Annotated in this window: 11 protein-coding genes; 8 read left to right on the top strand and 3 right to left on the bottom strand. The window is 52.6% G+C overall.

Going from position 1 to position 11,974, the window contains the following annotated elements; genetic code table 11:
• Both KSO86_RS07980 and xseA read right to left on the bottom strand, forming a co-directional pair.
• Complete coding sequence (locus tag KSO86_RS07980) at positions 1 to 258, bottom strand: exodeoxyribonuclease VII small subunit (protein ID WP_216379602.1); 258 nt, start codon at positions 256 to 258, stop codon at positions 1 to 3.
• Positions 255 to 1,514, bottom strand: coding sequence for an exodeoxyribonuclease VII large subunit (gene xseA, locus KSO86_RS07985; protein ID WP_216379604.1), 1,260 nt, complete (start codon positions 1,512 to 1,514; stop codon positions 255 to 257). Before xseA ends, KSO86_RS07980 begins: the two co-directional genes overlap by 4 nt.
• Before the next feature lie 208 nt (positions 1,515 to 1,722).
• Between xseA and KSO86_RS07990 the strand changes: the two genes are divergently transcribed.
• Positions 1,723 to 2,814: a 4-hydroxy-3-methylbut-2-enyl diphosphate reductase gene (locus KSO86_RS07990; protein WP_253280691.1), complete on the top strand. Its 1,092-nt coding sequence runs from the start codon at positions 1,723 to 1,725 to the stop codon at positions 2,812 to 2,814.
• Positions 2,815 to 2,834: 20 nt separating this feature from the next.
• Here the strand turns inward: KSO86_RS07990 and KSO86_RS07995 are convergent, their stop codons facing one another.
• Positions 2,835 to 4,076 carry a DNA recombination protein RmuC gene (locus tag KSO86_RS07995; RefSeq protein WP_216379607.1) on the bottom strand — a complete coding sequence of 414 codons (1,242 nt, stop codon included), beginning with the start codon at positions 4,074 to 4,076 and terminating at the stop codon, positions 2,835 to 2,837.
• 128 nt (positions 4,077 to 4,204) lie between these two features.
• Here KSO86_RS07995 and ychF point away from each other — a divergent pair, with 128 nt between their 5' ends.
• The 7 genes from ychF to KSO86_RS08030 all read left to right on the top strand — a co-directional run bounded on the left by ychF (position 4,205) and on the right by KSO86_RS08030 (position 11,563).
• Positions 4,205 to 5,284, top strand: coding sequence for a redox-regulated ATPase YchF (ychF, locus tag KSO86_RS08000; protein ID WP_216379609.1), 1,080 nt, complete (start codon positions 4,205 to 4,207; stop codon positions 5,282 to 5,284).
• 518 nt (positions 5,285 to 5,802) lie between these two features.
• Positions 5,803 to 6,834, top strand: a complete 1,032-nt coding sequence (locus KSO86_RS08005) for a hypothetical protein (protein WP_216379611.1) — start codon at positions 5,803 to 5,805, stop codon at positions 6,832 to 6,834.
• Positions 6,835 to 7,152: 318 nt separating this feature from the next.
• On the top strand, positions 7,153 to 7,656 hold the full coding sequence (locus tag KSO86_RS08010) for a GNAT family N-acetyltransferase (RefSeq protein ID WP_216379613.1): 504 nt from the start codon (positions 7,153 to 7,155) through the stop codon (positions 7,654 to 7,656).
• 80 nt (positions 7,657 to 7,736) lie between these two features.
• Positions 7,737 to 8,546, top strand: coding sequence for a CPBP family intramembrane glutamic endopeptidase (locus KSO86_RS08015; RefSeq protein WP_216379615.1), 810 nt, complete (start codon positions 7,737 to 7,739; stop codon positions 8,544 to 8,546).
• Positions 8,543 to 9,457: a DUF4300 family protein gene (locus KSO86_RS08020; protein ID WP_216379617.1), complete on the top strand. Its 915-nt coding sequence runs from the start codon at positions 8,543 to 8,545 to the stop codon at positions 9,455 to 9,457. Before KSO86_RS08015 ends, KSO86_RS08020 begins: the two co-directional genes overlap by 4 nt.
• A 313-nt stretch (positions 9,458 to 9,770) precedes the next feature.
• A complete protein-coding gene (locus KSO86_RS08025; RefSeq protein WP_216379619.1) occupies positions 9,771 to 11,378 on the top strand; it encodes a sodium-dependent transporter in 1,608 nt (535 codons plus the stop codon).
• Positions 11,375 to 11,563, top strand: a complete 189-nt coding sequence (locus tag KSO86_RS08030; RefSeq protein ID WP_216379621.1) for a methionine/alanine import family NSS transporter small subunit — start codon at positions 11,375 to 11,377, stop codon at positions 11,561 to 11,563. Before KSO86_RS08025 ends, KSO86_RS08030 begins: the two co-directional genes overlap by 4 nt.
• Positions 11,564 to 11,974 lie beyond the last annotated feature (411 nt).

An 11,974-nucleotide genomic window follows, 5' to 3' on the forward strand; every position in this document is an offset into this window, starting at 1 on the left:
TCAGTTCTCACCTTGGTTTGTTGCGAGTGCGTCATCAGTGCGTTGCTGTGCTTGCGCGAGGCGCTCGCGGGCGGTTGTCAGCCAGGTTTCGCAGCGGCGGGCTAGGGCTTCACCGCGTTCCCACAATTCGAGTGCCTCTTCCAGGGGAATATTTCCTTGTTCGAGGCGCGCAACGATATCGACCAGTTGTGAGCGAGCTTCTTCATAGGAGTAAGCGGCTACGGCGGCGTCGAGTTCCTCGGCGGTTTGTGGGTTCATGAGTCAGTCCTTTCTGACGCAGTGATGGTTGCACTCAGGATTCCATCGGAGAGTTGGGCGGTGAGCGGTTGCCCGGTGGCGACATTGTTGACAGAAGTGACGACGCCGGAGTCGTTGCGTAGTACAGCATACCCGCGTTTGAGCGTGGCTAAAGGAGAGAGTGCGCGCAAGCGAGCCAGTGTGGCGTCGATGGTGGCAGTGTGACGGGTAAGTTGCCGATCGAGGTTGTTGTGAAGCCACTGCTGAAGTTGTTCTAAATCGAGTTCGCGGCTTTCGATGAGTGTTTCGGGATGAGCCAGTGCGGGCCGGGATCGTTGAGTATCTAGATCCGTGCGAGCTCGGGACAGCAGTGCTTCGACGGCGATTCGGCCTCGGCGCAGTGCGTGCACTAAGTTGGTGTATTCTTCAGTGACGTCTGGGACGATGGACCGGGCGGCATCGGTGGGGGTTGAGGCACGAAAGTCGGCTACGTAGTCTAGCAACGGATTGTCGGTCTCGTGGCCGATAGCGGAAACAACTGGAGTCTTTGCGGCGGCTACCGCCCGAAGTAGGCGTTCGTCTGAGAAAGGGAGGAGATCCTCTACTGACCCACCACCGCGAGCAATAACGATCACATCGACGTCGGCGATTGCGTCGAGTTCTTCGAGCGCTGGAATCATCTCTGATACGGCGGTTGGCCCTTGAACAACGACTTCGCGGACGTCGAATTGGGCGCTTGCCCAGCGGGCGCGGGCATTGACTTCGACGTCGTGACGCGCCTTGGTGTTTCGGCCAACGATCAAGCCGATAGATCTGGGAAGAAAAGGAAGCGGTTTCTTTCGGCTACTTGCGAAGAGACCTTCGGCGGCGAGCTTGTTTTTCAGTGCTTCGATCCGAGCAAGAATATCTCCTAGTCCAACCGCGCGCACTTCATCAACATGAAGTGACAGGCTACCGTTGCCGGCCCAAAAATCTGGCTTTGCGCACACGATTACGCGGGATCCGGACTGGATTCCTTCGGGTAGGGCATGGCTGAAAATTTTGCAGGTGATAGACGATTTTTCTTCTAGGTCAGCAAGGGTGAAGAATTGAACTTTGGCACCGGGGCGGCGCGTGAGCGTAATAATTTCGCCCTCGACCCATAGCCGTGACATTCTGGCGATATATTCAGCTATTTTCGCGTTAAGCAAACGCAATGGCCATGGTGATTCCGGAGAGGTTTCACGTGCCATCTGCGGCAAGGTAGCCGGCACGGCAACGGGTTCATGTGCTGCCATATTTAGCCCTATTCTCCGGTTTTACTGTGGTTTTCTAGCAAATTTTCACTGTAATTTATCTTACGTGCAGTGCCGCTTTGAAATTTTGGGCGAAAGTCCCAGCGGGTTGTGGTCGGATGTGCAGAGGTGATGAGCAATGATTCGGGGGAGCTGTTAGTCTTGAGGCGTGACGAACGTTGATAATTCTGTAGAGACTGATGCTGTGTCGTTGGCGGGTGCTTCGGCTTTTCCAACGGAGATTTCTTCTGCTCCTAATTCGGACGGTAAACGTATTTTGATTGCGACTCCGCGCGGGTATTGTGCGGGGGTTGACCGGGCTGTAGATACGGTAGAAAAAGCGCTTGAGTTGTATGGTCCGCCGGTCTATGTGCGTAAAGAGATTGTGCACAACAAGTTTGTGGTTGAGACGTTGACGAAGCGTGGCGCTATTTTTGTGCATGATACGGATGATGTTCCGGTTGGTGCTCGGGTTGTTTTTTCGGCTCATGGGGTGGCGCCGGCTGTTCATGAGGCGGCTGAGCAACGCATGTTGCAGACCATCGATGCGACGTGTCCGCTAGTGACGAAGGTACATAAGCAGGCGGTACGTTTTGCGGATCAGGATTATGACATTTTGTTGATTGGCCATTCTGGCCATGAAGAGGTTGAAGGAACTCAAGGCGAGGCTCCTAGTCACATCCAGGTTGTTAATGGCCCAGAGGACGTTGCGAATGTTGACGTTCGTGATCCAGACCGGGTGGTGTGGATTTCGCAGACGACGTTGTCTGTTGATGAAACGATGAAGACGGTGGATTTGCTGCGCAAGCGGTTCCCGAATTTGATTAATCCGCCAAGTGATGACATTTGCTATGCCACGCAGAATCGCCAGGGATCAGTGAAGAAGATGGCTCCCGAATGCGATGTTGTTATTGTGGTGGGCTCGGCTAATTCGTCTAACTCGGTTCGTCTGGTTGAGGTTGCTTTGGAAGCCGGGGCTGGTTCGGCTTATCGGGTTGATAAGGCAGCTGAACTCGATCAGGCATGGCTGAAAGATGCGCAAACCATTGGTGTTACCTCTGGCGCGTCAGTCCCAGAAATTTTGGTGCGCGATGTTGTGGAGCAACTAAAAACATGGGGTTTCACGTCTGTTGAGCCGGTGTCTACCGTGCAAGAGGACGTACATTTCTCGCTACCTAAGAATCTGCGTGGCGAGTTGAAAGCAACCGGCGTTGACGTTGATCGGCCACATAAGGCACGTGGCACCGGTACGGCCCGGCGACGATCAACGGCACGTAGCACGGGTAGACTTGCCGGCGAATAGCTGGTGCAGGGTTCGTCGGACTAAGGCTGCTTGCCGCCATCCAACTCAGTGTTGTCGTCCAAGACATCATCGAATTCGGTAGCGGTCAGTTCACGAATCGCTGTCTGATCGGAAGAGAGCACGGCTGTAGCGGCAGTCAGCTCTGTGGCCTTATCTCCCAGCGAATCGAATTTGCGATAGGTGACAAGAACGCGAGATTCAAGCGACGACATTGCCTTATTGTAGGACGTGACGCTGGAAGACAGACTGCTTCCAAGCTTGCTCAGATGCCCAACGAACACTGAGAGGCGATCAACAAGTTGTTTGCCAACTATCACGATCTCTTGGGCCTGCTCACTAGCTTGGGCAGAACGCCAAACCGCGGCAACTGAACGCAGGAGAGCTAGCAAAGAAACAGGCGAAGCCAAAATAATTCCATCTGCTAGCGCATACTCTAAGAGCTGGGAATCAGCTTCCAAAGCTTCAGACAACAACGCTTCAGATGGCAAAAACATAATCGTTAGTTGCGGGGAATGCGGAAAATCAGCCGGATAGTTTCGTTTCTTCAACGCAGCGACATGATTCTTTACAGCTTTTGCATGCGCACGAAGTAACTCCGCACGCTCGCTGGCAGCTTCCAGATCTGTTTCCGATATGTCATGAGCGGCAAGATAAGATGCCATCGGAACCTTGGCATCAATTGCGATATGTGCGCCATTAGGAAGATGAACAGTGACATCAGGACGACCCTTGCCTTGACCCGAATCAGAGAACTGCGAGTTTGCACGCTGTTCATCAAAATCAACGCGCTCTAACATTCCTGCAACTTCGATGATTCGCCGAAGCTGAACTTCACCCCACGAACCGCGAACAGCCGAATTTCGCAGCGCAGCATTCAATGATTCTGTAGTGCGCGAAAGCTGCGCCGACACCCGCGCCTCTGCCTGCAATTGATTAGTCAACGCAGAAAACTGCTGAGCCGTTTTTGATTCCAACGCACGAACAAACGAATCCACTGTCCCTAGCTGCTGAGAAATCGGAGCAAGGGCTTGAGCCGTAGAGTTCTTACCATGTATTTGCTCGTGAAGATACGAATTTTCACGTTCAAGCTGTTCTGCCTGACCACGCACAAAAAGTACATCCGCACGCGCCTGACTGAGCTCATCACGAACAGCTTGAGCCCGCCCACGCTCCCGACTAAGCGCCGCGAACCAGCCAATAGCTCCGCCACTAGCCAACGCGACGACGATGCAAATCAAAAATACACCCAGATCAATAGTCATGTTTACAGTCTAAAAGCTACCTCCCACATACTTTGGGTAACACCCAGGTGAGATCGCCGTCGTCGCCGCAACAAACCCCACAACAAACTAAAGTGACGCACGGCAAGACGTGGACTAAAATAAAACCCGTGGCTTTAACAATCGGAATTGCAGGACTGCCCAACGTCGGTAAGTCAACCTTATTCAACGCACTCACCCGCGCAAACGTACTCGCGGCAAACTACCCGTTCGCAACGATCGAACCGAACGTCGGTATCGTGCCGCTTCCAGACCCGCGGCTCAACACGCTCGCAGAAATTTTCGAATCCCAAAAGATTCTCCCTGCAACCGTCTCATTCGTGGACATCGCAGGAATCGTGCGTGGTGCGTCCGAAGGCGAAGGCCTAGGCAACCAGTTCCTCGCAAACATTCGTGAAGCTGACGCGATCTGCCAAGTCACCCGTGCATTCGCAGACCCAGACGTCACCCACGTCGATGGCCGCGTCGATCCTGCATCTGACATTGACACCATCACCACCGAACTTGTCCTTGCCGATATTCAGACTCTCGAAAAGCAACTACCACGCCTACAAAAAGAGCTGACAAACCGCAAGGTATCAAAGGAAACCGTGGAAACCGCGCAAGCCGCGCTCGCTATCCTAGAAGAAGGCAAAACCCTGTACGCGGCCGGTGGTGATTTAGACCCGGATATTCTCAAAACCTTCCATCTCATGACGAACAAGCCATTCATCTACGTGTTCAACACAGACGAAGAAGGCCTGGCAAACACCGAGATGCAAGACAAGCTCCGTGAACTCGTGGCACCTGCCGAAGCGATCTTTCTCGACGCCAAGTTTGAGGCCGAACTTATCGAGTTGGATGAAGACGAAGCCCGTGAAATGCTTGAATCAACAGGACAAGACGAAGCTGGGTTAGACAAGCTTGCGCGCGTTGGTTTCGACACCCTCGGTCTGCAGACCTACCTGACCGCCGGACCAAAAGAAGCCCGCGCATGGACGATCCGCAAGGGGTGGACCGCACCACAGGCAGCCGGCGTGATTCACACCGATTTCGAACGCGGATTCATTAAGGCCCAGGTTGTTTCATTCGAGGACCTCGTGGAATACGGCTCGATGCAAGAAGCCAAGGCTCACGGCAAGGTTCGGATGGAAGGCAAAGACTACGTGATGAACGATGGTGACGTCGTGGAGTTCATGTTTAACGTGTGATGCTGTTCTAGATCGTAAACAAACTGCGGGAGCCTATGGCTCCCGCAGTTTTTATATCGAAACAAGCCACATAATTAGTAACCATTGGATCTATAAGAAGTTAGCCGGTAGGAAAACTCGGCAATAGCGCAAACCTAGGCGTATATGAGCTAGGTTTGCGCTATTTCCGGGTTTTGACGACACCCCAACTACAAGACGAGCCAAGATTCCGATTTATAACGTGTTGTGATCGGAAGGATCTTGTGTTTGCGAGCTCTACATAAATATTTGCGAGCTCTGTATAAACAATCAGCGTCCATTCGTAAAACGCTGTGTTACGAAAACGCTTAGCAAAATCGTCTGTGGAGGCAGTTAAAATACAGAAAATACACAAAAACTCGAGCTATTCTGGCGCGTCTTGTATTTCGGCGGCCGTTCAAACCGAAAGTTTGTTTTAATTATGTAGAGACACCACGAACATTTTATGCTTAAAGTGTTTCGTAAATATTGAATATATTCAGAGGTAAGGGCCTTGTCCGATGAACGAAAATGATGAGCAAATTGAAAACAAAGACCTCCCCGTTGAAATAGTAGAAGACACGGCTACCGACATTAGCGAGCAAGAGTCTGATGTTTCTGCTTTAGCAACATCTGCTGATCAGCAAGACGCCCAACTTCAGCAATTTGCAATTGATTTTATCCTCAAGGTAATTCGACTTCGTGGTGTCCAAATTACTCGCGATGATTTTCTATGCCAGGAACTCCGACGTTCCGGTTACTCGGATGAAATAATCGAAAATGCGTTGGCCTCCACGCCGCTGGAGGCAGGGGTAACAGTTGAAGATTTGGACGCGATCGCGCAACGAGTAATGCGATTCGAAACCAATAAATCTACGGCATTGTCGTTTGCTAGCGGTCTACCGGGTGGCTTTGCGATGGTGGCAACCGTCCCCGGCGATATTGTGCAATATTTCGTATACGCCTTCCGCATCATGCAAAAGCTCGCCTACGTATATGGCTGGAAAGATTTCATTGGTGATCTTGATGCGGTTGACGATGAGACTTTGAGTAAGTTTGCGTTGTTCCTTGGCGTTATGTTTGGAGCCCAGGGCGCAGCTAGTGCTCTTTCAGTTTTTGCCAAAGATATCGCCCGGCCAGCTATTAGCAAGCACATTAGGAACAAGGCTCTCACGAAAACTGTCTGGTACGGGCCAATGAAACAGGTTCTACGCATCGTTGGTATTAAAGTCACGAAAGATTCTTTTGCTCGTACCGTGACTAAAGTGGTGCCGATTGTTAGTGGTGTGATCTCGGGTTCGATGACGTTCGCGTCGCTAAGTACCCAGTCCCGCCGATTGCATGAGACTCTTCGAGAATTGCCAGCTCCAACTATGGATGCCCTGGAATTCCGCCAAATCATAGCGGAACAAGAAAAAGCTCCACAAGAGTCTGCTACAGGTAATGATGTCTCTAGCATTATGAAGGACTTCATGTCCTCGACAACGTCGAAAATCAAAGCAACGAAGAACATTTGGTTTGGAGACTCAGAAGATACTTCTTATGACGAATAATCAATGGAAAGGGCTTTGAATATTGTTTGCGTTGGTAACCAACGCACGTTCGATGGTCAGACTGGTCGATGACCCGTGGCCAGAGGGGCGATGTTTTGATTTATATGTCTAGAAGGAGTTGAGACAATCCTCAAGCTCGCGGTGAGAAGTGATATACCCAGCGTACGATTGGCTCGCCGGTAGTTGGGTGGTTGTTGCGGGATTGTTGTTACTACTTGTAGCGGTCTAGAATCCCGGCAATAGCGCAAACCGAGGCGTATATGGCCTTAGTTTGCGCTATTGCCCGGTTTTGCCGACACCCCAGAAAGGAAGCGCCCGATGTCAGCCTTATTTTTACGACCGCTTGGTCCTGATGATGAAGTTCAGGCGCTAGAAGCAAACGCAGAGTTCGCTGGCAGCGGTTTCGATTTCTTACTGAAGTACGATGATGAGACGTGGTCGCACTATTTGGCTCGGATTGCAGATGAGCGTGCCGGAGTGAATCTTCCCCAAGGGCGGGTTCCCGCAACATTTTTCGGTGCTTTTGTAGAGGAAACCCTTGTTGGGCGCGTGAGTATTCGTCATGCGCTTAATGACTATTTGCTCCAGTATGGCGGACATATTGGCTATGGGGTGCGCCCAGAGTATCGGCGCCGTGGATATGCGACTGAGATTTTGCGCCAGGCTGTTAGGTATGCGAACAATCTAGGCATCGATCCGGTGCTTGTGACGTGCGCCCAAACCAATATCGGCTCCCAAAAAACGATCGAGTCATGCGGCGGAGTGCTGGAAAATACGGTATCAAATTCGGGAGTGACTACGCGCAGATATTGGATTGCCTGATTGAAGAATCCTCGCCCGCTTTTCCGAGTAAAGTTTGCCGTGTAGATGTTTATGAAACGCAGTGGCTAAAGGAGTTGGCGATGAATGATGTGAGTTTGGTGCAAACGTCATCGGGCCCGATATTGCCGTGGCGCCCGATCGTCACGTTCTTTGCCGCGACGCTGTTTCATTCGCTGTGGTTGATTGCTCTGCAGTTATGGCTGGGCGTGAGTCTTGACTACATCGCTTTTCCGCAGCTGAGTCCCACGTTGGGTCTGGCCACTACCTGGTTGTTGTATCGTAGTTGGCTGACACCGTTCTTGCCGGTGGCACCAACGGGTGTGGGGGAGTTTGGTAGACGTTCGCGCATAGTTATTGTGGTGTGTCTCGGATATGTTCTTGCTACCTGGGCGCTCGCGGAGTTACTGCAGGTGGGTTCATATCGTGCCATGTTTACGGATTGGCATTTGGTCGGCTTCTTGACGGTGCAGTTTTTGGGCGCGTTGGTTGAAGAGATCGGCTGGCGTGGATTTTTGCAGCCGTTGTTTGTGAAGCGTTTCGGCGCGATCTGGGGTGCGAGCCTGGTTGGCATCATCTGGGCGGCATGGCACGGCGACCAGTTGCTAGATCCGGCGGGGTTTGTAATTTTTGCGTTGACGTGTGTGGCGCTCTCGTTGGTCTTGGAGATGATGGTTGCTGGTTCGTGGTGGCAGCGGGGTTTGCTTGCGGCTGGGTTGCATTGGACAGTGAACATTGCGCCCGTCGTCGTTATTAATGTCGACGACGACGCAACGTCCAACGTGGCTGTTGCTGCGGTATCGCTAATTCCGCAATGTGTGTTTGGGGTGATCGCCCTTGTGATTCTTGTCAAACGCTACGGTCGGCCGCGATTGGGTAAACTTAAGAGATGAAAAGTTTTATGCGTCTGTGGCCGGTAGTTGCGGCCGTGAGTATTGTTCTTACTGGCTGTTCGCCAGCGGTTGAGTCTGTCCCGGATTCTGCTCCAGCAGAGCAGAGCCAGAGCGAGGCGAGCCAGCCGGATAGTAACCCGGATCTTGCGTCGGTTCGTACCAGCAATTTGGTCGATGCGGCGACTCGCGAGGAAGTTTTTGCCCAACTGCGTCAAGCTGGCATTAGTCAGGCGGCGCTGGATGAGTTTGCGGGTCAGGTGGAACGGTTCAACGGGAACGTGCCGACGTCGTCGTTGATTTCAGAAGGTTTCGTGCCGCTGAATTCGGCGGAAAAGATCGATAAGTTGGCGATTATTCAGGCTGCGCAAGACAAAGCTGCCCCGTTAACGAATTGCCGAATCACCACGTTTACGCTGGGGCGGGAACTGGTGACTGTTGGTAAGACTGACGGCGCGGACGATTCGCAACTGTTCTTCGACGCGGAGTCTATCGATACTCCGCCGGCAATGTTTAATGCTGGTGAGCGCGATGCGTTCATGGCGCTATATGGGCGCGTGCCGACCGCGGCGGCGAAGGATTCGACGCAGCATGCGAAGGATATTGCGGCGTATTTTGCCGATCACCAGATTACGTTTACGCCGGGTAAGGCGTCGATGGTGTCGGTGTTTATGCACGACAATATCGATCCAGAGCGCGCGGCGATGTTTGTTGGGCACGTGGGTGTGCTGGTGGAAAACGAGCCGGGCAAGTTGTTGTTCGTGGAGAAGCTGGCGTTCGATCAGCCGTATCGGGCGAGCTGGTTTGAATCGCGCGACCAACTGGTGACATATCTGCGCTCGATGTACGATGACGGGCCAGATCAAGACTATGGCCAGCCAGTGATTATGGAGAATGATCGCGTGCTGTCTTAATCGCGTGTTGTCTTAACGGCGGCTGTCGCGCGGCTATGCCGGCGCAGCACAGCCGTGATGGCCGACAATCGAAGCGTCAAGCTGAGTGTCTACGTGGCGTAGGACACTCAGCTTGACGTTATAGAAATAGTAATGATACTGTAAACACCATGTTGCGTAAGAGTTTAGAGATTATTAGCGGGTGTGCAGGCTAGAGAAGCCGCCATCCGCAGTCCTGCGCACCCCACCCCGAAACCTTCTAGGTTCGGGGATTTTTTATATCGTGATTCGCACGTTTTGATTGTCAATCCATTTCCAGCAAAGGTGTCTTTTTATGTCTACAACAACAGGTAGAGAAGTCTGGTCGTCTCGGACAGTGTTTCTTGCTGCCGCGATTGGCTCGGCGATTGGGTTAGGGAACATTTGGCGGTTCCCCTATATCGCCTATGAGAACGGTGGTGGGTCTTTCCTTGTTCCGTACGTGATCGCGCTGGTGACGGGCGGTGTATCGATGCTGTTCTTCGACTACGCGATCGGGCACCGGTTTCGCGGTGCGCCGCCGTTGGCGTTCCGCCGGATTTCGCGCCGGGCCGAGATGTTTGGCTGGGTGCAAACCTTGGTGACGTTTTTTATCGCGGTCTACTACATGGCAATTTTGGCGTGGTCGGCTTTCTATGCTTACTATTCGCTGACGTTGGCGTGGGGCGATGATCCCGAAGCGTTCTTCGTCAAGGAATTCTTGCAGGTTGATGGTTCGCGGGTTTTCAGCGCCGGATATCTGCCGAGTCTGACCATCGGCTTGGCGCTGATCTGGCTGGCGTTGCTCTATGTCATGTCCCATGGTGTGGAGCGCGGCGTAGGCAAGGTCTCGAAGGTCGCTGTGCCGTTGTTAATCGTGCTGTTTTTGGCGATTACTGTGCGTGCGCTGTTCTTGCCAGGTGCGGCTGCTGGCTTGGATACGCTGTTTACCCCGGACTGGTCGGCGTTGTTGAAGCCATCGGTATGGATGGCTGGTTACGGTCAGATCTTCTATTCGCTCGCGGTTGGTTTTGGCATCATGTTGACGCAGGCGTCGTACTTGAAGCGTCGTACTGACGTGACGACGACGGCCTGGACAGTTGCCTTCGCGAATTCTTCCTTCGAGGTGCTGGCTGGCATCGGCGTGTTCTCGGTGTTGGGATATATGGCAACGACGTCGGGTCAAGAAGTTGGTGACGTAGTTTCGTCTGGAATCGGGCTGGCGTTCATCGCTTTCCCGAAGATCATTTCCCTGATGCCAGGCGGTCCGTTGTTCGGCGCATTGTTCTTTGGTTCGCTGTTCTTAGCCGGGTTCACATCAATGTTTTCGATCATCGAGGTTCCGATCTCGGCTGCGATGGACAAGTTCGGTTGGGCACGCCGTAAGGCTGTGCTGGTTGTTGGCGGTTTGGCTGGCGCGATCTCCGTAGTGTTATTGCCGACGACGACGGGCCTTGCGACCTTGGACATCATGGATAAGTTCATCAACGTATTCGGCATCGTAATGATCGCTCTGGTGACCTTGCTGGTCGTGGGATGGGGCATGAAGATGTTCCCAGTGCTTTCCCGGCATTTGGATGCTATCTCAACGATTCGTACGCGCGGCTGGTGGGTTGCTGCAGTTGGCGTGCTTACCCCGTTCGTATTGGCGGTGACCTTGGTTGGCGATACTCGTGAACTGTTGACGAACCCGTATGGTGGCTATGCCACCGGGCAGCTGCTGGTGTTCGGCTGGGGATTAGCCCTGTTGATTTGGGTAATTGGTTTTGTGATGAGCCGATTGCCGTGGGCTAAGAAAACTGAGTTGCAGGCTCCGGTTGAGTACGACTTTGACGTTGATCGGCCGGCCGACCAGCCGCATCCGGTTGCTGTTGACGTTCGTGGTGAAAGTAGTGAAGAGCTAACAGAAGGGGGCCGGGCATGAGTGCTTCAGCCGTAGTAATGATGATCGTTTATCTAGGAATTGTTGGCGGCGGGCTCGCGTTCGGCGTGGGGCTCATGGCTACCCATCCGGACGGAACTGCCGGGGAGTTGGGCGCGCTGGAGCATGAGGCTAAGGCCGCGGCGCGCGAGGCTGGCGGGATTGGTGCCGGGATGAAGCACACGTAATTGTTGCTAATACTGAAACGATCAGGCTGGGCAAACCGTAGGTTTGGCCAGCCTGATTTGTTGGTGGCTGAGTTCATCTATGAGTGGTTCTCGATGTTCATAGTGTGCCCGTTATTCGTATGTTGTGGAGAGAACAACTGGTAGGAACTCGTTCATTAGACTTTGCCGGGGAGTATTTACGGCAATTCATAATGGTGATTGAGGCGGGGATTGCGAGCTTGGGGAGGGAAAGAAGTGTGCATAGAAGTAGAAGTAGTGGTGCTAGTCACGAAGAGCGTTTTTTAATAACGTAACGCTTTTCAAAATAAATCAATTGGAATACTGTATTTATTACAGAAATTAGGTAAGCCTTACCTAATAGACTTTAGGGACGAGGTCTGCTTTTAGTGTCGCTGATATGAATGTGGGAGC

Origin of the sequence: Arcanobacterium phocae, assembly GCF_018913465.1 — a bacterium.
GTDB classification, from domain to species: domain Bacteria; phylum Actinomycetota; class Actinomycetes; order Actinomycetales; family Actinomycetaceae; genus Arcanobacterium; species Arcanobacterium phocae_A.

Excerpts from the sequence above, each read along its gene's own strand:
- KSO86_RS08005 (WP_216379611.1), top strand. The coding sequence starts at position 5,803 with ATGAACGAAAATGATGAGCAAATTGAAAACAAAGACCTCCCCGTTGAA.
- KSO86_RS07980 (WP_216379602.1), bottom strand. The coding sequence starts at position 258 with ATGAACCCACAAACCGCCGAGGAACTCGACGCCGCCGTAGCCGCTTAC.
- KSO86_RS08020 (WP_216379617.1), top strand. The coding sequence starts at position 8,543 with ATGAAAAGTTTTATGCGTCTGTGGCCGGTAGTTGCGGCCGTGAGTATT.
- KSO86_RS08025 (WP_216379619.1), top strand. The coding sequence starts at position 9,771 with ATGTCTACAACAACAGGTAGAGAAGTCTGGTCGTCTCGGACAGTGTTT.
- KSO86_RS07995 (WP_216379607.1), bottom strand. The coding sequence starts at position 4,076 with ATGACTATTGATCTGGGTGTATTTTTGATTTGCATCGTCGTCGCGTTG.
- KSO86_RS08010 (WP_216379613.1), top strand. The coding sequence starts at position 7,153 with ATGTCAGCCTTATTTTTACGACCGCTTGGTCCTGATGATGAAGTTCAG.
- KSO86_RS08030 (WP_216379621.1), top strand. The coding sequence starts at position 11,375 with ATGAGTGCTTCAGCCGTAGTAATGATGATCGTTTATCTAGGAATTGTT.
- xseA (WP_216379604.1), bottom strand. The coding sequence starts at position 1,514 with ATGGCAGCACATGAACCCGTTGCCGTGCCGGCTACCTTGCCGCAGATG.
- KSO86_RS08015 (WP_216379615.1), top strand. The coding sequence starts at position 7,737 with ATGAATGATGTGAGTTTGGTGCAAACGTCATCGGGCCCGATATTGCCG.